The 18,398-nt window shown below is 60.7% G+C and carries 16 protein-coding genes; 11 read left to right on the forward strand and 5 right to left on the reverse strand.

Annotated elements, in window-relative coordinates:
- Nucleotides 1-26 precede the first annotated feature (26 nt).
- Genes dut through WFJ47_RS07960 form a run of 3 tightly spaced genes read right to left on the reverse strand, consistent with a single transcriptional unit; the run spans nt 27 to nt 2,490 of the window.
- Nucleotides 27-488 carry a dUTP diphosphatase gene (gene dut, locus WFJ47_RS07950; RefSeq protein ID WP_336762131.1) on the reverse strand — a complete coding sequence of 154 codons (462 nt, stop codon included), beginning with the start codon at nt 486-488 and terminating at the stop codon, nt 27-29.
- Between the two features lie 6 nt (nt 489-494).
- Nucleotides 495-1,697: a bifunctional phosphopantothenoylcysteine decarboxylase/phosphopantothenate--cysteine ligase CoaBC gene (gene coaBC / locus WFJ47_RS07955; protein WP_336762133.1), complete on the reverse strand. Its 1,203-nt coding sequence runs from the start codon at nt 1,695-1,697 to the stop codon at nt 495-497.
- A gap of 7 nt (nt 1,698-1,704) precedes the next feature.
- Nucleotides 1,705-2,490: a class I SAM-dependent methyltransferase gene (locus WFJ47_RS07960; RefSeq protein ID WP_127102250.1), complete on the reverse strand. Its 786-nt coding sequence runs from the start codon at nt 2,488-2,490 to the stop codon at nt 1,705-1,707.
- Nucleotides 2,491-2,520: 30 nt separating this feature from the next.
- On the opposite strand from WFJ47_RS07960, the gene mutM reads away from it, so the two are divergent.
- The 9 genes from mutM (at nt 2,521) to WFJ47_RS08005 (ending at nt 14,468) form a co-directional block, all read left to right on the forward strand.
- On the forward strand, nt 2,521-3,381 hold the full coding sequence (gene mutM, locus WFJ47_RS07965; RefSeq protein WP_127102249.1) for a bifunctional DNA-formamidopyrimidine glycosylase/DNA-(apurinic or apyrimidinic site) lyase: 861 nt from the start codon (nt 2,521-2,523) through the stop codon (nt 3,379-3,381).
- Nucleotides 3,382-3,515: 134 nt separating this feature from the next.
- Complete coding sequence (gene rpsT, locus WFJ47_RS07970) at nt 3,516-3,785, forward strand: 30S ribosomal protein S20 (RefSeq protein ID WP_127102248.1); 270 nt, start codon at nt 3,516-3,518, stop codon at nt 3,783-3,785.
- A 284-nt stretch (nt 3,786-4,069) separates the two neighbouring features.
- Nucleotides 4,070-5,479: a chromosomal replication initiator protein DnaA gene (gene dnaA / locus WFJ47_RS07975; protein WP_336762135.1), complete on the forward strand. Its 1,410-nt coding sequence runs from the start codon at nt 4,070-4,072 to the stop codon at nt 5,477-5,479.
- A gap of 70 nt (nt 5,480-5,549) precedes the next feature.
- A complete protein-coding gene (gene dnaN / locus WFJ47_RS07980) occupies nt 5,550-6,674 on the forward strand; it encodes a DNA polymerase III subunit beta (RefSeq protein ID WP_336762136.1) in 1,125 nt (374 codons plus the stop codon).
- A 21-nt stretch (nt 6,675-6,695) separates the two neighbouring features.
- Complete coding sequence (gene recF / locus WFJ47_RS07985; RefSeq protein WP_336762138.1) at nt 6,696-7,802, forward strand: DNA replication/repair protein RecF; 1,107 nt, start codon at nt 6,696-6,698, stop codon at nt 7,800-7,802.
- A 482-nt stretch (nt 7,803-8,284) separates the two neighbouring features.
- Nucleotides 8,285-9,433 (forward strand): hypothetical protein, encoded by a 1,149-nt coding sequence (locus tag WFJ47_RS07990; RefSeq protein ID WP_127102244.1) that lies wholly within the window; start codon nt 8,285-8,287, stop codon nt 9,431-9,433.
- Nucleotides 9,434-9,691: 258 nt separating this feature from the next.
- Complete coding sequence (gene guaB / locus WFJ47_RS07995; protein WP_336762422.1) at nt 9,692-11,200, forward strand: IMP dehydrogenase; 1,509 nt, start codon at nt 9,692-9,694, stop codon at nt 11,198-11,200.
- A 23-nt stretch (nt 11,201-11,223) separates the two neighbouring features.
- Nucleotides 11,224-12,516 carry an RsmB/NOP family class I SAM-dependent RNA methyltransferase gene (locus tag WFJ47_RS08000; RefSeq protein ID WP_336762142.1) on the forward strand — a complete coding sequence of 431 codons (1,293 nt, stop codon included), beginning with the start codon at nt 11,224-11,226 and terminating at the stop codon, nt 12,514-12,516.
- A gap of 50 nt (nt 12,517-12,566) precedes the next feature.
- Nucleotides 12,567-14,468, forward strand: coding sequence for a sodium:proton antiporter (locus WFJ47_RS08005; RefSeq protein WP_336762144.1), 1,902 nt, complete (start codon nt 12,567-12,569; stop codon nt 14,466-14,468).
- A gap of 164 nt (nt 14,469-14,632) precedes the next feature.
- Here the strand turns inward: WFJ47_RS08005 and WFJ47_RS08010 are convergent, their stop codons facing one another.
- Nucleotides 14,633-15,097, reverse strand: a complete 465-nt coding sequence (locus tag WFJ47_RS08010) for a L,D-transpeptidase family protein (RefSeq protein WP_336762146.1) — start codon at nt 15,095-15,097, stop codon at nt 14,633-14,635.
- Between the two features lie 239 nt (nt 15,098-15,336).
- Between WFJ47_RS08010 and WFJ47_RS08015 the strand changes: the two genes are divergently transcribed.
- Entirely contained in the window at nt 15,337-16,056 is a 720-nt protein-coding gene (locus WFJ47_RS08015; RefSeq protein ID WP_127102240.1) for a response regulator transcription factor, read from the forward strand.
- Nucleotides 16,057-16,263: 207 nt separating this feature from the next.
- Here the strand turns inward: WFJ47_RS08015 and WFJ47_RS08020 are convergent, their stop codons facing one another.
- Nucleotides 16,264-17,067, reverse strand: a complete 804-nt coding sequence (locus WFJ47_RS08020) for an exodeoxyribonuclease III (RefSeq protein ID WP_336762148.1) — start codon at nt 17,065-17,067, stop codon at nt 16,264-16,266.
- Between the two features lie 78 nt (nt 17,068-17,145).
- Here WFJ47_RS08020 and WFJ47_RS08025 point away from each other — a divergent pair, with 78 nt between their 5' ends.
- The gene (locus WFJ47_RS08025; RefSeq protein WP_336762150.1) at nt 17,146-18,135 is read left to right on the forward strand and encodes a dipeptidase; all 990 of its coding nucleotides are present in this window, start codon (nt 17,146-17,148) and stop codon (nt 18,133-18,135) included.
- The last annotated feature ends 263 nt before the right edge of the window (nt 18,136-18,398 follow it).

Below are 18,398 nucleotides of genomic sequence, written 5' to 3' on the forward strand. Positions count from 1 at the left end.
CTCGCGCCCGTGGCGTATCGCTCGTGTCAGGGGGTACGGGCAATACCCGTGCTACCGAAGCCACCAGCGCCGCGCGCGGTTTCATCCAACTCGGAAACCTCGACCCATGTCAAACGAATGACGGGGGCCAGCACGGCCTGAGCGATCCGCATGCCTCTGGTGATGACGAAATCCTCATCACTCGTATTGAGAATGATGATCCCGATCTCTCCCCGGTAATCCTCATCGATCGTGCCTGGCGTGTTTGGCAGTGTAATGCCGTGCTTGAGTGCCAGTCCCGATCGTGGGCGTATCTGCAGCTCATAACCAGCCGGTAGGCCGATTTTCAGACCTGTCGGGATCAGCGCGCGCGCACCGGCCTTGACGATCATGTCGATGTCGATGGCTGCAAGCAGATCCATGCCTGCAGCCCCGCTGCTGGCATAGTGAGGGAGGTCGAGCCCCTGGGCGTGAGGAAGCCGGACGAGTTCGACGGGGAGCGGTGACATGAAGTCCTACCTCGGGGATGAAGAGAGATGATCGGCGATAAGACCGGCCAGCTTTGCCGCGATATCGACCTTGGGCATCGAGGGCCAGGGCTGGGCGCCGGTTTCGGTAACGAACAAGATGCGGTTATGATCCCCGCCGAAGATACCGGAATCAGCTCCGACATCATTGGCCAGCAACCAGTCGCAGGCTTTGCGGGCACGTTTGGCGCGAGCATGGGCTTCGAGTGTTTCCGTCTCCGCCGCAAACCCGATGACGAGGGCAGGGCGCGCGGGGCCGGGGCTCGCAAGCGTAGCGAGGATGTCGGGATTTTCGACCAAAGCGAGGCTGGGCGTCGCGCCCTCCTGCTTCTTACGCTTGTGCTGCACGGTATCGGCCACACGCCAGTCGCCGACGGCAGCTGCACATATGACAACATCGGCAGGCAGGGCGGCCCCACAGGCCGCCAGCATCTCCTGTGCGGTCTGGACCGGTAAACGGGTCACGCCGGCGGGACAGGGCAGGGACGTAGGGCCACTCACCAGGGTCACACGGGCCCCGAGGCGGGCACATGCGGCCGCAATGGCGTAGCCCTGCTTGCCCGAGGAATAATTGGCGATGAACCGTACCGGATCGATCGGCTCATGGGTCGGGCCTGCTGTCACGAGGACATGCCTGTTGGCAAGTGGCCTTTTCGGAAACAAAGCGGTCTCGATCGCTGCCAGGATCGTTTCGGGCGCGCAGAGCCTGCCTGGTCCGTACTCACCGCAGGCCATTTCCCCCTCGTCAGGACCGACAAATCGGCAGCCATGGCGGTGCAACCGCTGCAGATTCTCCTGCGTGGCAGGATGCTGCCACATCCGCACATTCATGGCCGGGGCAAGCAACACGGGCGTATCCGTTGCCAGGAGCAGGGTTGTCGCGAGGTCGTCGGCAAGCCCATTGGCGAGACGGGCCATGAGATTGGCCGTGGCGGGGCAGACCACGATCAGATCGGCACTGCGTGACAGTGCGATATGATCCATCTGACTATCCTCGGCCAATGAAAGCAGCTCGGTATGGACCGTATTGCCCGAGAGCGCCTGAACTGAAAGCGGAGTGACAAAATGCCTGGCCGAGTCAGTCAGGACACATTCGACCGCGATGTCACGCTTGCGCAGCAGCCGGATCAGTTCCAGCGATTTATAGGCGGCGATACCACCGCCAATGATCAGGATGACCCGCGCGCGCATGGTGCGATCAGAGCTTCCAGCCCGAATGGATGGCGGCAATGCCACCAGACAGGTTCTGATAGCCCACCTTTTCGAGTCCGGCGGTGCGCATCATCTCCGCCAGGACATCCTGCTCGGGGAAGGTGCGAATGCTCTCGGCCAGATAGCGGTAGCTTTCTGCATCCTTGGCGATGATCTGGCCCATTTTGGGCAGAACCCCGAAAGACCAGGCGTCATAGACAGGGGCGAGCGCTGCCACCTGCACGCGAGAAAATTCCAGGCAGCAGAATTTTCCACCCGGACGCAGCACGCGGCGCGCCTCGCGCAAAACAGCATCCTTGTCCGTGCAGTTGCGCAGCCCGAACGCGATCGACACGCGGTCAACGCTGCGGTCCGGCAAGGGAATGGTTTCTGCGTCCACCACCGAGAATTCGATATCGCTCAGATAGCCTTTACTGGCCGCGCGTGTGCGCCCGACTTCGAGCATGGCGGCATTGATGTCGGTCAGAAGCACCGGACCACCGTTATTCTTGAGCCAGCCAAAGCTGATATCACCCGTGCCGCCTGCCAGGTCGAGAAGCTTGAGGTCGCGTCGCGGTGCGAGCGTATTGATGAAGATACGCTTCCAGACGCGATGAATGCCGAGCGACATCACATCATTCATGACATCATAACGGCCGGCCACGCTGTCGAACACGGCGCGCACCAGTGGCTTCTTCTCTGCTTTCGGAACAGAGCGATAGCCGAAATCGGTTGTCTCCTCCCTCTCGCCATGGGCTGATTCGGGATGGGGAAATGATGCGTTGTCGGTCATGTCTCTCTGGATATAGTGTCAGCACCCAAGATGCCAGAGCTACCAGAAGTTGAAACGATCCTGAATGGGTTACAGTCGGCGCTCGCGGGGCGCCGCATTATCAGCACCGAGGCGCGGCGCGGGTTGCGATGGCCGGTACCCGACGATCTCTCCATAAGGGCCGATGGCAAGAAGATCCGCGCAGCGAGCCGTATCGGGAAATATATCCTGATCGCCCTCATGCGCGGGCCTACCATACTCATCCATCTGGGTATGAGTGGGCGCATACGGATCACGGCCGGACGGGCACGTTATCAGCCCCAAAAGCACGAACATGTCACACTGACTCTCGATAACGGGACGCGTATTGGCCTCGTCGATCCGAGGCGTTTCGGTTGCTTTCTGCTGCTCGAATCAGGTCGCGAGCGTGAGCATCCACTCCTGCGGGCCCTGGGAACCGATCCCCTCGAACAGGATTTCGACGCGCGCTACCTCTCGGACAAGCTCGGCCGCAAACGGGCGCCCATCAAGACAGCGCTGCTCGATCAGCATGTGGTGGCGGGGCTCGGCAATATATATGTGTGCGAGATTCTCTATCGCGCGCATATCAATCCTGAACGCCTTGCGTTGTCCCTCGATCAGGAGGAAATCGAGCGACTGGCCGCGGTGACCCCCGATGTCCTGCGCGAGGCGATCGGTGCCGGGGGCTCGACTCTCCGAGATTACGTGGACGCGCAGGGCAAGCCTGGGGCGTTTCAGGAATTGCATCGTGTCTACGGGCGTGAAGGGGAGCCCTGTCCGGACTGTCCAGGCTATCCGGCCTGTGCGGGAATACGGCGTCTGGTACAGTCGGGACGCTCCAGCTATTACTGCCCACGCCTTCAGCCGCCACTTTCTTTAGAGGACGCTTGACTGGCAGAGTGAAACTGGACTAAAGGCGAGCCCTCCGCTGGCTCTGCGTCTCTTACGGGACGATTGGCCGGTATGCTTTATCGTCGTCGCAAGGCGACCTAACAAGCCGAACAGAACAGGGCTGAAGAGTAGAAATGGCTAATACCGCCTCTGCGCGCAAGCGCATCCGTCAGAACGAGCGTCGCCGTGAGCGTAACGTTTCCCGCATGTCCCGCGTCCGCACCTTCGTGAAGAAGGTCGAGAGCGCCATCCTTTCGGGTGACAAGTCTGCTGCCAACGATGCCCTGCGTGCCGCTCAGCCGGAAATGCAGCGCGCTGTCGGCAAGGGCGTTCTGGCCGCCAACACGGTCAGCCGCAAGCTGTCGCGCCTCTCCGCGCGCATCAAGGCTCTGGCTTCGGCCTGATCAGATACTCGGGCGGGCCCATGATTGGGGCTGTCTGGTCTGAGCCTCAAGAAAGAACGGGTGTGGTCACGCGACCATGTCCGTTCTTTTTTTTCGCCGGTGGTCCAGCTTTCTGACCTGCCGGTTGAGCTTGCCTCCCGCGACCCGTTTGCCGTATCCTGTCCGCCCTTTAATCAGGCCTCAGGTCGGTCGAATGCAATGGTTCGTGCTGGCTCCTGTCGTGTCTTTTCTTGCAACTCGGGGGAGTGATGGCAGACGAAGGGTCTCATACGGATCTTCCTGCAATGACGGAGACGGTATCCTGCACGACGGGAACCGAACCGGCTCTGGCCTCTCAATGGGTCAAGGTGCGCGAAAGACTGCGTGTCGAGGTTGGTGACGTCGAATACCGTACCTGGCTTCAGCAGATCGTCCTTGGCCCGCTTGAGGAGGACGAGATCACGCTTTTCCTGCCCACGCGCTTTCTGCGTGACTGGGTGCGCGGGCAGTATGGCGACCGTCTGCAGGAGTTGTGGCGTAACGAGAATCGCGCCGTTCACCATGTCGAGCTGCAGGTGCAGCGCGTGGGCGACGCACTCGCCGCGCCGGTTGCCGTCGAGGCGGCTGCACCAGTCGTTGAAGTCGAGGCGCCAGCGTCTCCCGCCGTTGCCGTGCAGGATGCCCGCCACGATCTGGCGGCGCCTCTCGACCCCCGGTTTACCTTCGACAGCTTCGTGGTGGGCAAGCCGAACGAGTTCGCCTATGCGTGCGCCCGTCGCGTCGCCGAGAAGCCTTCGAGCCCCGGCTTCAATCCGCTCTTCCTTTATGGCGGGGTCGGTCTGGGCAAGACCCATCTGATGCACGCCATTGGCTCTGAGCTGACGAGCGGGGGGCGTGTATCGGTGGCCTATATGTCCGCCGAAAAGTTCATGTACCGCTTCATTGCGGCCATTCGTTCACAATCGACCATGGAATTCAAGGAGCAGCTCCGCTCGGTCGATGTGCTCATGATCGATGATCTTCAGTTCCTGATCGGTAAGGACAATACGCAGGAAGAGTTCTTCCACACCTTTAATGCCCTGGTCGATGCCGGTCGCCAGATCGTGGTGAGCGCCGATAAATCGCCCTCCGATCTGTCTGGTCTCGAGGACCGCCTGCGTACGCGTCTTGGCTGCGGCATGGTGGCCGATATCCATGCGACGACGTTCGAACTGCGGATTTCCATTCTGGAGGCGAAGGCCCAGGCTTCTGGTGTGGCAGTGCCGGCGAAGGTGCTCGAATTCCTGGCGCACAAGATCACCTCGAATGTGCGCGAGCTCGAGGGGGCACTCAATCGTCTGATCGCGCATGCCAATCTTTTTGGTCGTCCGGTCACGCTTGAGAGCACGCAGGACGTGCTGCACGATATCCTCAAGGCGCATGATCGACGCGTGACCATCGAGGAGATCCAGCGCAAGGTTTCCGAGCATTGGAACATCCGTCTCACGGATATGTCCTCAGCCCGTCGCGCGCGCGCCGTCGCCCGCCCACGTCAGGTCGCGATGTACCTGGCCAAACAGCTTACGAGCCGCTCTCTGCCGGAAATCGGACGCAAATTCGGTAATCGTGATCATACTACGGTCATGCACGCCGTCTCACGCGTGCAGGAACTCATGGAACGCGACGTCGCTTTCGCAGAAGACGTGGAATTGCTCCGTCGTATGCTTGAGGGCTGATCTTTGCCGCAGCATACGGCTCTGCTAGACTGATTTTTTGTTATTCGGGTGTTCGAGGGTCTACGATCATATGAAATTCCAGGCTGACCGCACAACGCTGATCCGTGCCCTTGCCCATATCCAGAGCGTTGCGGAAAAGCGCAACACCATCCCCATCCTGGCCAATGTGATGCTTTCGATCGAGGGTAATCTGCTGCGCCTGACCGCCACGGACATGGAAATCGCGGTGGTAGAGGAAGTAGCGGCCGAAGGGGCGCGTGATGGCGCAGTCACGGCTCCCGCCAGCGTTCTCTATGAGATCGTGCGCAAGCTGGCCGATGGCTCGATGGTTGAACTCGATCATGGCGGTGGCGATGCGCCTCTTGCCCTGCGTGCCGGACGCTACGCGACGAGCCTCAATGTCCTGCCGGTCGAGGATTTCCCCTCTATGGTCGCGGGCGATCTGCCGCATGAGTTTTCCATTCCCGCCGCGGTCCTGCGTGGCTTGGTGGATCGGACGCGTTTCGCGATCTCGACGGAAGAGACACGCTACTACCTCAATGGCATCTATTTTCATGTCGCCAAGGACGGGGATGCGCCCAAGCTGCGCGCGGTCGCCACGGATGGACATCGTCTGGCGCGCGTCGAGACCGATCTGCCGTCAGGGGCGGGTGATATGCCCGGTGTGATCATTCCGCGCAAGACAGTGGCGGAGCTTCGCAAGCTGCTGGATGAAGGGGCTGGGGCTGTTCAGGTCAGCCTTTCCGATACTCGTATCCAGTTCCGCGTGGGTGCGGTCATGCTGACCTCGAAGCTTATCGACGGGACTTTCCCCGAATATGAGCGCGTCATCCCGAAAAACAACGACCGTTTCCTGAAGGTGAACAAGCAGGCCTTTGCAGACGCCGTCGCCCGTGTTGCGGCTATCAGTCAGGAACGTTCGCGCCCGGTCAAGCTTGCTGTGCAGACCAATCTGCTGACACTCTCCGCGATCAGTCCCGATCAGGGGATGGCAAAGGAAGAACTCGATGAAACGAGCGTTTCCTATGACGGGCCGTCTCTCGAGATCGGGTTCCAGGCGCGTTACCTGAATGACATCACCGATCAGATCGATGTCGAGGCAGAGTTCGCCTTTGCCGATAGCGCGGCACCAACGCTTGTGCGCGATACGAATCTGCCGACAGCACTTTATGTGCTGATGCCTATGCGCGTCTGATCCAGGCGTCGCTTTCTCCCCTTGCAGATCACCAGGCTCGTCCTCACCAATTTCCGTAATTATGAGCGTCTGGCCTGGGCGCCCCAAAGCAGTCTTGTTGTCCTCACCGGTGAAAACGGTGCGGGGAAAACGAATCTGTTGGAAGCACTCTCTCTCCTGTCTCCCGGCAGGGGGCTGAGGGGCGCTTCCAACGGCCAGATACAGCGTCACGATGGGGGGGCTTGGGGCGTCGTCGCGAAGCTCAGTTCAACGTCTGCACCGACACTCGATCTCGCAACAGGCGTCGACCCGGGTAATTCTGCGCGTCGCGTCTTCAGGGTGAATGACACACCCATACGCAACCAGACCGAAGCGGCCTCATATTTCGCCAGCACCTGGCTCACCCCGCAAATGGACAGGCTTTTCACGGATCCTGCGTCCGGGCGCAGGCGTTTCCTGGACCGACTGGTTCTCGCGCTCGATGCGAACCATGCCCGTGAAAGCGCGGCGCATGAACGCGCAGTTACGCAGCGCAATAGACTCCTCGCGACCCGACCCGATCAACATGCATGGCTTGACGGGATTGAGGATAGCATCGCGCGTCATGCCATCGCTCTGACGGCTTCCCGTCTGGCGCTTACTGAGGCAATGAATTGCGCTCCGCTCGAAGACGGTACGGGGTTTCCCGTTGCCCGCCTGCGTCTCGTCTGCGAGTTGGCGGAAGCGCTTTCTGCACAGCCCGCTCTCGCCGTCGAGGATGGGCTGCGCGCAGGGCTCAAAGCGTCGCGTCGCGGAGATGCAGAACGGGGGTCGACCTCTCTTGGGGCGCACAGAGCCGATCTTTTACTGGAGGATGCGCGTTCCGGACGTCCTGCCTCGGTGTCGAGCAGTGGCCAGCAGAAAGCGATGCTGGTGCATGCTATTCTCAACCATGCTGCACTCACATCCCAGCGCTTCGGCGCCAAGCCCGTCATCCTTCTGGACGAGCCGATGAACCATCTCGACGCCCTTCGACGGGAGGCGCTGCTTCGGTTTCTTCGCGAAAATCGGATCACTGCTTTCATGACCGGGACAGATCGCGAGCAATTTGCGACCTTGGGTGATGCTGCCGAATATCGGCGCGTGGACGCCGGGCGACTGCTGGACTGACGAGTCATCGCCCGTCAGTAGCGGCATCAAACGCGCAAGAGGCCGAATCAGCGTGGCTTCCCGTCTCTAAATTGTAACAGTTCTGATACAAAAGATCAGCCACTCAGCGCTCCTCGAGGCGCCTCTGGGTTGTCGAGGCCGAGATGGGCAATACTCGTTGACGCTATCAACAGATAGAGTTTTCCTTGATTACTATATTCGGGCAAGATTGACGGTTAATACCGATCATTCTTCTTTCCAGACTCCGGCATTCGTTCCAGGTTAAATCTCCTGCACGCAATAAATACGAAAATCCCACGATATGGGATGTGGTTCTGACTGAGCGTTCAGTTATTTATTATAAATAACGGGAATATCCCCTCTGATCGACGCTGTCCGGCATCAGCAACCGGTTAACCCCGGCATTATATTGTTACTTATCGTCATGGCGTTGCCCCGTACATAAGGTGACAATTATCGTTCATGTCGCAGGAGGGGCTCGTTTGAAGATCGCGTTTCTGTACGTCGCCGAGCCCTATCAATGTTATCATGTCGCGGCGGTGTCTTCTGCGCTCGCTCAACTCCCCGGAATAAGCGTCACCGAGTTCGTCAGCTTTCCCGAAACGGCGCACCATCTTGATCAGATCCGTCTGAACAACGGGCTTTCTGGCAGGATCGAGCGTGGCACGCTCAGAATGCCCACACGTGCCCAGATCCTGCGCCGTCTTCGCAGGCTCGATACCGAGCGTGAAGTCGTGATGCGGGCAAATGTGGGTCAGCTCGAACAGTTCGATGCGGTAGTGGCCACCGAGTATTCAGCCGGTTTGCTGCGGGAGATGGGGCTGAAGCGACCGGCTCTCATTCTGATACAGCACGGGGCAGGGGATCGCGAAGTCAATGACGAGCATCTGATTCGCCATTTCGATCTTTCCCTTGTGTCGGGTCCCAAGATTGCAGAGTCTTTCCTCGCGAAGAAGCTCGCGACAGCGGCGCAGACACGCATCATCGGTTACCCTAAATTCGATGCTGTCGGCGCGGAGCGTTTTGCGCCGCAGGAGAGCATCGGAAACAAGCCCATTGCCTTGTATAACCCGCATTACAAGAAGGGCCTGTCCTCCTACGGGAAGTGTCTCGCGCCTCTGGTCGATGCCGTGAATCGGCTCGACCATTATGAATTGCTGATCGCCCCGCATGTGAAGATTTTCCACAAGGATTTCGGGCGTCGTCGGCGCCAGTTCCAGAAGGTTGTTGGTGGTCGTGTCAGGCTCGATACGGCATCGTCCTCCATGCTCGATATGACCCATACGGCTAGCGCCTCACTCTATATCGGTGACGTCAGCAGTCAGGTTTACGAGTTTCTGGTCACGCCGCGCCCCTGCGTCTTTCTGAATCCTCACGGTGTTGCCTGGCGGGACAATCCGCATTTTCGCCACTGGTCTCTGGGCGATGTAGTCGAGCGTGAGGAGGATATTCTTCCGGCCTTGGCTCAGGCGCAGTCCAGACATGATTTCTACAGGGCGCGCCAGGAAAAGGTCATTCACGACACCTTCGGCCATCAGCCGCGCCGAGGCGCGGCAAAACGGGCGGCGCACTCGATCCGTGAATTCCTTTGTGGCGAGCCTGTCCTCGCCGCTGTGTCTGTCGCCGCCTGATCGCCGCCAGGCCGCAGTAAGAGTTGCTGTGTTGCAGCGGCATGGGAGTCTTGCGACGCAGGCCAGCGGGAAGTGTTGTCAGCCCTGTTCCGGCACTGCGCACTCCCAGAATCTCGCTTTCGGACGCAATATCCTGTTTCCAACCCGGACCGCTTTGGTCTAAGACGACGCGCCAACGGTAGGAAAGCCGCGGGCTTTCCTGATTGATATGCGGGGAGGCTGCGGCAGATGACCACGACCAATGAAACACCGACCGGAATGGCTGGCGAACGGGTTGGTGATTATGCCTCGCGCAGCATTGCACATGAGCGCATCCGCGAAGCCCTTGCTTTTGACGATGTTCTGGTGGAGCCCGCAGCCTCCAACGTACTGCCTGCTCAGGCCTCGACCCGCACCCGTCTGACCCGCTCCATCGAACTCAACATACCGCTGCTTTCCTCGGCCATGGATACCGTGACTGAAGACGCGATGGCGATCGCCATGGCGCAGCAGGGCGGCATGGGCGTGATCCACAAGAACCTGTCGATCGAGGAGCAGGCGGAGCATGTGCGTCGCGTCAAGCGCTTCGAATCCGGCATGGTGGTTAACCCCGTCACGGTTGGCCCGGAGCAGACCCTGCGCGATGTGCATGCCATCATGGCGCAGCACGGGATCAGCGGCCTCCCGGTTGTCATGCCGGGTAGTGGTGAACTGGTCGGCATCCTGACCAATCGCGACATGCGATTCACCAGTGATCTGAATACGCCCGTGCGTGACATGATGACGCACGAGAATCTCGTGACCGTCCGCCACGGTGCCGATGCTGCGGTGGCGCAGGACCTGCTGCACCGCCATCGCATCGAGAAGCTTCTTGTCGTTGATGACCAGAACCGGTGCATCGGCCTGATCACCGTCAAGGATATGGACAAGGCCGAGGCTCACCCGCTGGCGATCAAGGACCAGTTCGGACGCCTGCGCTGTGCTGCTGCGATTGGCGTCGGAGCGGATGGTCTGGCCCGGGCCGAAGCCCTCGTCTCGGCAGGGGTGGATATCGTGATTGTGGATACGGCCCACGGCCATTCGCGCGGTGTGCTCGATACGGTCGCGACCCTCAAGTCCCGCCATGACGGCATTCAGGTGATCGCGGGCAATGTCGCGACCCCTGAGGCCGCCATCGCGCTCGCGGGCGTCGGAGCAGACTGCGTGAAGGTCGGAATCGGGCCAGGCTCGATCTGCACCACGCGCGTTGTGGCCGGTGTGGGCGTGCCCCAGTTCTCGGCTGTCATGGAAACCTCTGCGGCCTGCCACGAGGCCGGTATCTTTGCCATCGCCGATGGCGGCATCCGCACGTCAGGCGATATTGTTAAGGCGATCGGGGCAGGGGCCGACGTGGTGATGATCGGCTCGCTTCTCGCCGGGTGTGAAGAGAGCCCCGGCGAGGTGTTCCTGCATCAGGGACGCTCCTACAAGGCCTATCGCGGCATGGGCTCACTTGGTGCCATGGCCCGTGGCTCGGCTGATCGTTACTTCCAGGCCGAGGTCAAGGATTCGCTCAAGCTCGTTCCGGAGGGGATCGAGGGGCAGGTACCCTACAAGGGCAGCATGGCAGCAGTGGTGCACCAGCTTGTAGGCGGTCTGAAGGCCGGTATGGGATATACGGGATCGCCCACTATTGCCGATCTGCAGGTGCGGACGCGCTTCCGTCGCATCACCAATGCCGGTCTGCGCGAAAGCCACGTTCATGACGTGACCATCACGCGTGAAGCACCTAACTATCGCCAGGACTGACAAAAACTTGTAAGCGCGGGGGCATGACTCCCGCCGCCCGCCTTTCCGCCGCCATCGATCTGCTTTGCGCCATCGAGGCTGCCCCCCGCCGTCCCGCCGATGCGACGGCCAACGCCTATTTCCGCGATCGCCGCTATATTGGCGGCGGTGATCGCCGGGTTATCTCCGCCCGCATCTGGGACGTGCTGCGTCAGTGGCGTCGTCTGCACTGGCATCTGCGTGACATTCCGGGCGGCCCTTCGCCCCGAACGCTTTGCGCGGCATCGCTCATTCTGGGCGGAGAGGAGATCGGTACTGTCCGCTCGCTGTTCAATGGTGAGCGCTTCGCCCAGTCACATCTGACATCGCGTGAAGACGCTGCCTTGGCCGCGCTGAACGGGCGTGAACTGAACCATCCGGATATGCCCGGACCGGTACGTCTGGAATATCCGGACTGGTTGCACCCTTATCTTGTACGCGCCTTTGGAGACCAACTCGACGCGGAGATGGCGGCGCTCGATGGTGCAGCCCCACTCGATCTGCGCGTCAATCTGCTCAAGGGGCATCGTGACGAGGCGATCAGGTCGCTGCGCAACGAACAGATCCTGGCGGCACCGTCGCCGCTCTCTCCCTGGGGGTTGCGTCTGCAGGGCCGGCAGAATGTCACGGCGACGCAGAGTTTCCGTGAGGGACTGATCGAGATTCAGGACGAGGGTAGCCAGCTCATCGTCGGAACGCTCGATGCGAAGCCGGGTGAGCGCGTGGTGGATTTCTGCGCGGGTGCGGGCGGCAAGACGCTCGCGATCGCCATGAGCATGGAGAACAAGGGGCAGATCGTTGCCTGCGATGCCTCCTCGCCAAGGCTCGAGGGCGCGGTCAAGCGTCTGCGTCGCGCAGGCGTGCATAATGTTGAGCGTCACCTGCTGACGAGCGGTGATAAATGGGTCAAGCGCCGCGCCGGGGCTTTCGACCGCGTGCTGGTCGATGCGCCGTGCTCGGGCACTGGTACGTGGCGGCGTAACCCGGATGCGCGCATCCGTCTGGTTGAGCAGGACATCCTGGAGCTCAAGGTCAAGCAGGCCGATATCCTCGATCGCGCCTCCAGTCTGGTCAAACCGGGCGGCCGCCTGGTCTACGCGACATGTTCGCTCCTGCCGGAAGAGAACGAAGCGCAGGTCACAGCGTTCTTGGCGCGCAACGATCAGTTCGAACGCGTGGCCGCAGGAGGTGAGATGCTTCCCGAGGCCCTGCGTGGCGAGTCCGGTTTTGCCCTGACCCCGCTGCGTGACGGGACGGATGGCTTTTTTGCAGCCGTCCTTCAGCGCAAGGCCGGATAAGGCTTTCAACGCGATCTAATCCACGACCGGTCAGGGGTGAAGACGTTACCATGGCGCTAGCAATGTTTATCGGGCTGCTGCTCACGCTGGGGGCCGGGATCGGGGCGCAATGGGTGGCCTGGAAGTTCCGTCTTCCGGCCATCGTGCTGCTCTTCGCACTCGGACTGATCTTTGGGCCGGGGCTTGGCATTCTGCATCCCTCTGCTGCGCTGGGCTGGATCTTCCGTCCGCTCGTGTCGCTGCTTGTCGCCATCATCGTCTTCGAAGGCGGACTGCTCCTCGATTTTCGCCAGCTTCGCGAGGCAGGAGAGGGCGTCACGCGTCTGACCATGCTGGCCCTCCCCATTTCATGGGGGCTGGGCTGGGCTGCGGCGCATTACATTGCCCATATGGAATGGGGGGTAGCCGCCCTTTTCGGCGCGATCATCACCGTCACGGGCCCGACCGTGGTGTTGCCTCTGCTGCGCCATAACAAACTCCAGCCGCGTGTCGCCGCCTTCCTGCGGTGGGAAGCTATCATTAATGATCCGATCGGGGCCATTCTGGCCGCCGTTGTGCTTCAGGTGGTCGCCACGCGCGTGCCAATCGGTACGGATGTCTTCCTGACCACCGTTCTGCCCGATCTTTTGGCCTCAACAGCGGAATCGCTTGCCGTGGGCATTCTGCCTGCCTATCTGGTGCGGTACCTGTTCGTACGAGACCTGATGCCGGAGCCGCTCAAGACCCCGTTGCTGCTCACCCTTGCCTTGCTGATCTTCAGCATCTGCAACATGAGCATGGAAGGGGCGGGTCTGGTGGGCGCGACCGTGTTCGGTATGGCGCTGACCAATCTGCATGTGCCCGGCCTTTCCGAATTGCGCCGCATGAAGGAATCTCTGGTCGTCCTCGTGGTGGCGGTGCTCTTCATCATGCTGACCGCCGATCTGCATCGTGACGTGCTGGCGCATCTCTCCCTGCCCATCTGCCTGCTGACCGCCGCCGTGATGTTCGGCGTGCGACCGCTGGCCATTTTCCTGTCCACCATCGGCACGGGGCTGAAATGGCAGGAGCGGTTGTTCGTGGCATGGATCGCACCGCGCGGTATCGTGGCCGCTGCCGTGGCCGGTGCTGCCGGATATCGTATGACCGATGCAGGCTATCACAGTGCCGACCTGATCATGCCGGCCGTTTTCGCCATCATCGGCGGAACGATGATCTTTCACGGTTTCTCGCTGCGCCCGATTGCCCGTTACCTGAAGCTGACACTCTCCAATGAACCCGCTCTGGCCATTGTCGGGGCGTCACCCTGGTCGATCGATCTGGCAAAATGCCTGAGTGGCAACGGCATTCCCATTTTGCTCGTTGATAACCGCTCAAGTGCGCTGATTCCGGCCATGCGTAAGGGCGTGCCCGTGCTGCGCGCTGAATTGCTGTCCCAGTATGGGGAGGAGGCGCTCGAGGAGCGCCCAGCCGATTACCTGATCTCGACCACGGCAGATGCGATCTATAACGGGCTCGTATGCGCTCATATGGCTCCGCATATGGGGCGTCAGCGCGTCTTTCAAATCAGCCCCGGCGTGGCGCGCCTCGATTTCTATCATGGGTTGTCACGTGATGCGCGTGGCAAACTGCTGGGCGATCCCTCCTGGAACTTCACCCTGATCGACATGCTGTTCGAGAAGGGATGGCGATTCATGACGGCTATGGCGGATGAGGCGAGCGCCGCGGGATTCGGATCTGTACAGAACCGCCTCGATTTCCTGTCCATTCGTCGGGGGCAGTCGATCACCATCCGCTCTGCCGAGGACGAGTTTCCGGTCAGCCCGGCAATCGGGGATATGCTGGTCTATATGGCGCCCCCTGCACCGCCGCCGCCGGTTGTTTCGACCGAGGAGTTGCAGACTCAGGCCTCCGCCGAGGCCGGTGCAGGAGAGACTGCGGGCGCGACATCAGCGCCTTCGCAAGGGGGCTGACCCGAGGCTGCGCGGCGCAGGGCACGGGCGATCTGCGCTTTCGACCCGCGTTCACCTCTCTGCACCAGCGACGGAAGACTTATCTGGTGCGGGAGGCACCGTTTTCGGTGCCTTGGCAATGCAGCGGGGCGGGAGGAGACAGGTCCCGCGGGCCCCGAAGGATTTCAGTCCGCGCGTATTTCGATACCTGGCTCGCCTGTCTGAATCAGAGCGCGCAGCAATGGCTCGGTCAGGGCAATGCACCCTTCGGTCGCGCCGCTTGCCGGGGGGAGGTGAAGAAAGATCGCCGAGCCCCGCCCGGCAATCACCGGATCATCGTTCCAGCCGAGAATGACGCACAGGTCATAGCAATGATCGTCACGCCACAGCCGTTCATGGCGTCCCTCATGGGGCAGGGTGATCTGGCGGTTGTAGTCCCGGTGTGAGGGGTCATCACACCAGCCGTCATCGGGAGCGAGCGCCTCTACACGCAGTCGGGTGAGGGGGCGTGAAACCCGGTCGGCGCGATAAAAGACGTGTCTGAAAGGAAGGAAGCCGACAGGGGTCGCCTGGTCTCCCTCGCTCTTGTCCGAGCGTAAACCGCCACGTCCGATCAGCGCCGGAATGGCCTCTCCATTGATGAAAAGCATCGCTGAAGCACCTGAATTATGTCGCAAGATGACACTCATGTCACAAACCTCACGTCTGAACATTAATTTATGGGTAAATGGCGTCTAAAGACCGGTATCGCGCGGTCTGGGTGTTCCGATCGGATTGGCGTTGTCACGATATCCGTGTAAGGCTCACGGTCAAAACAGGGATCTACCTTCCCACGGAAGTCGGGTCCTGGCTCTGGGGCGTCGCCCCAGCTGGTGAGAGAAGAATATACATGCCTGGTCCGCGTCCTGTCCTTATTGTTGACGATGACGATACGCTTCGCCAACTCCTTGTCGAACAGCTCAAGCTTGAAGGCGAGTTCGACCCCATCCAGGCCGTTTCCGTTGCCGACGCCAAGGAGAAGCTCGCTGTTCCCGACGTCCGCGTCGATGCGATCCTTCTTGACGTGACGCTCCCCGATGGTGACGGGCGTGATTTCTGCGCCGAGTTGCGCCGTCAGGGCATTCGTATGCCGATCATTATCCTGACCGGCTCGGATGATGAGGCCGATGTGGTGCGCGGGCTCGATGCAGGGGCCAATGATTACGTCGCCAAGCCCTTCCGCATCGCCGAGCTTCTGGCCCGTCTGCGCGCCCAGCTGCGTCTGTTTGAAAACAGCGAAGATGCAGTCTTCCCGATTGGACCGTATCTTTTCCGTCCGTCGTCCAAGATCCTGCAGGAGCCGGCGAAGAACCGCCGTATCCGTCTGACGGAGAAGGAAGCAGCTATTCTGAAGTATCTGTATCGTGCGGGGCATCGCCCGATCGCGCGTCAGGTCCTTCTGAATGAGGTCTGGGGCTATAACGCTGCTGTCACGACGCATACGCTCGAGACGCATATCTACCGCCTGCGCCAGAAGATCGAGCCCGATCCGGCCAATGCTTCCCTGTTGCTCACTGAAGGGGGCGGTTATCGCCTTAACCCGGAAGGTAGCGACGCCCTGATGGGCTAAAGACAGGTCATCGACCTCGTCGCCGCCGTCACGGAATGTGCGATGAGGCGGGGTCGTATGCGTTTTGCCCGAACTGGGGGGCGCACGGCTTTTTCGTGCCAGCTGAAGGCTCATGCCTTCGGTGCATTCTAGACGGCCCGAGGGCAGTGCGTTTTCCCCGGCATCGCGCCGTCTCTCTCTGACGGGGACAGGCGACATCCCGCGCTTTCAGTTGAGATCGAGATCGAGATCGACGACGACGGGAACATGGTCCGAAGGGCTGTCCCAGTCACGAACATCCCTGAGAACCTGGATGCCGCGCAGCGCAGGCTGAAGGTCCGGGGTCAGCCAGACATGATCGAGGCGGCGGCCGCGATTGGACAGCTTCCAGTCACGGTTGCGATAGGACCACCAAGTGTAGAGCTTCTCTTGGGGAGGGACGATCAGACGCATGGCGTCGATGAATCCTGTCTCCTGCCAGGCAATGAGCCGTTCGATTTCCGGTGGTGTGTGGCTGACCACCGTCGCAAGCTGCTTGTGGCTCCATACATCATGTTCGAGCGGCGCAATATTCAGATCGCCCACCACGATCGAGCGCAACGGCGGCTCCTTGCGGAACCACGACGTTACCTCGTCGAGGAAGTCCAGCTTATGGGCGAACTTATCATTCACCGACGGGTCCGCGATATCTCCGCCGGCAGGGACGTAGAAGTCATGGACAATGACGGGCCCCGTGCTGGTCTGCATCACGACGCCTGCATGACGTGTGTCGCTCTTACCGCACCAATCCGGCGTCGCCTCGAGGGGCCTGACTGGATGCTTCGAGAGAATGGCGACCCCGTTATAGCCCTTCATGCCCAGAAAATGCTGATGGGCGTAGCCCAGCGCCCGCAGGGCATCGGCCGGGAACAGCACGTCAGGCACCTTCGTCTCCTGCAGACAGATGACATCCGGGTGATACGCCTCACTCAGGCGCGCCAGGAGAGGCAGCCTGAGGCGCAAAGAGTTGATATTCCACGTTATCAGCCGCATGGGCGCCACCCTTCAGACATTGCGCGAAAGGCAGGAATGCCTCTTGCCCCGGCGCTGCATTAAACCATTTAAAGCAGTATGACATCCGACATTCACACCGAGCTCCTCACTCTCGACTCCCATATCGATATCCCCTGGCCCGATCGGGGCGATTTCGCCACCGGCTCCCCCCTGCGCCAGGTGGATCTGCCCAAGCTGCGTGAAGGGGGGCTCAAGGCCGTTTGCCTAGCCGCATATATTCCCCAGACGCGCCGTGACGATGCCTCACGGGAGGCGGCCTGGGAGCGCGTCCAGGCGATGCTTGGCGTGATCAACGGGCTTCAGGATGACCGGGTCGCTGTCTGCCGCCGCGTTGAGGCTGTGCGTGGTGCCGTCGCCGAAGGGAAGGTGGCCGTCATACCGGCGGTCGAGAACGCTCACGCACTTGGCGGCGATCTCACCCGTGTCGACCGGCTTGCCGCTCTGGGCGTGCGTTACATGACGCTGACTCATAACGGTCACAACGACCTCGCTGATGCGGCCATTCCTCTCGCGGCTCTCGGTGACGAAACGACGCTCCATGGGGGCCTTTCGGCACTCGGGCGACAGGTAGTCGCCCGCATGAACGCGCACGGAATACTCGTTGATGTCTCTCACGCGGCGAAATCAACCATGATGCAGGCGGCGGAGCATTCGACGCATCCGATCGTGGCCAGCCACTCCTGCGCGAGGGCTCTCTGCGATCATCCCAGGAATCTCGACGACGAGCAGCTTCTGCGTCTGCGCGACAGCGGGGGGGTCATCCAGATCACCGCCATGTCCTCCTTTCTCAAGCCAAGCGCGGAAGGGCGGGCCTCAGTACGCGACCTCGCGCGACATGTGCGCTATGTGGCAGAGCGCATTGGCATCGTGCATGTCGGGGTTTCGTCCGATTTCGACGGAGGGGGCCAGATCGAGGGCTGGGCGAACGCGGCCGAGAGTATGCGTGTCACCGAGGCACTTCTGGCCGAAGGCTTCAGCGAGACCGAGCTGCGCGCCATCTGGGGAGGCAATTTTCTGCGCGTTTTGCAGCAGGCCGAGCCTAGGTGAAAGAAACTTCGAACAAAACGAGATCGTTCTCACCGCTGTGACATGAAATTTGTCCACTTTTCTGCCTGATCCGGGATTGACTCGCTGCAATTCCAAGGTCTTGGCGATGTTTCTCCCCAGTGGATTGGCAAAATTGTTTGAAATCAACATGTTATCTGTGAGTGCACAAAATTTAGGCAAAGCGTCGCAAAGCGCGCCAAACCGCGCCCGTCATCAATTTGTCACGCGATCCCCCACAGACTTATCCACATGTTCCGTGGATG

The sequence above is a fragment of the Asaia sp. VD9 genome (genome assembly GCF_037150015.1).
Classification (GTDB): domain Bacteria; phylum Pseudomonadota; class Alphaproteobacteria; order Acetobacterales; family Acetobacteraceae; genus Asaia.

Excerpts from the sequence above, each read along its gene's own strand:
- dut (WP_336762131.1), bottom strand. The coding sequence starts at position 488 with ATGTCACCGCTCCCCGTCGAACTCGTCCGGCTTCCTCACGCCCAGGGG.
- coaBC (WP_336762133.1), bottom strand. The coding sequence starts at position 1,697 with ATGCGCGCGCGGGTCATCCTGATCATTGGCGGTGGTATCGCCGCCTAT.
- WFJ47_RS07960 (WP_127102250.1), bottom strand. The coding sequence starts at position 2,490 with ATGACCGACAACGCATCATTTCCCCATCCCGAATCAGCCCATGGCGAG.
- mutM (WP_127102249.1), top strand. The coding sequence starts at position 2,521 with ATGCCAGAGCTACCAGAAGTTGAAACGATCCTGAATGGGTTACAGTCG.
- rpsT (WP_127102248.1), top strand. The coding sequence starts at position 3,516 with ATGGCTAATACCGCCTCTGCGCGCAAGCGCATCCGTCAGAACGAGCGT.
- dnaA (WP_336762135.1), top strand. The coding sequence starts at position 4,070 with ATGACGGAGACGGTATCCTGCACGACGGGAACCGAACCGGCTCTGGCC.
- dnaN (WP_336762136.1), top strand. The coding sequence starts at position 5,550 with ATGAAATTCCAGGCTGACCGCACAACGCTGATCCGTGCCCTTGCCCAT.
- guaB (WP_336762422.1), top strand. The coding sequence starts at position 9,692 with ATGGCTGGCGAACGGGTTGGTGATTATGCCTCGCGCAGCATTGCACAT.
- WFJ47_RS08000 (WP_336762142.1), top strand. The coding sequence starts at position 11,224 with ATGACTCCCGCCGCCCGCCTTTCCGCCGCCATCGATCTGCTTTGCGCC.
- WFJ47_RS08005 (WP_336762144.1), top strand. The coding sequence starts at position 12,567 with ATGGCGCTAGCAATGTTTATCGGGCTGCTGCTCACGCTGGGGGCCGGG.
- WFJ47_RS08010 (WP_336762146.1), bottom strand. The coding sequence starts at position 15,097 with ATGCTTTTCATCAATGGAGAGGCCATTCCGGCGCTGATCGGACGTGGC.
- WFJ47_RS08015 (WP_127102240.1), top strand. The coding sequence starts at position 15,337 with ATGCCTGGTCCGCGTCCTGTCCTTATTGTTGACGATGACGATACGCTT.
- WFJ47_RS08020 (WP_336762148.1), bottom strand. The coding sequence starts at position 17,067 with ATGCGGCTGATAACGTGGAATATCAACTCTTTGCGCCTCAGGCTGCCT.
- WFJ47_RS08025 (WP_336762150.1), top strand. The coding sequence starts at position 17,146 with ATGACATCCGACATTCACACCGAGCTCCTCACTCTCGACTCCCATATC.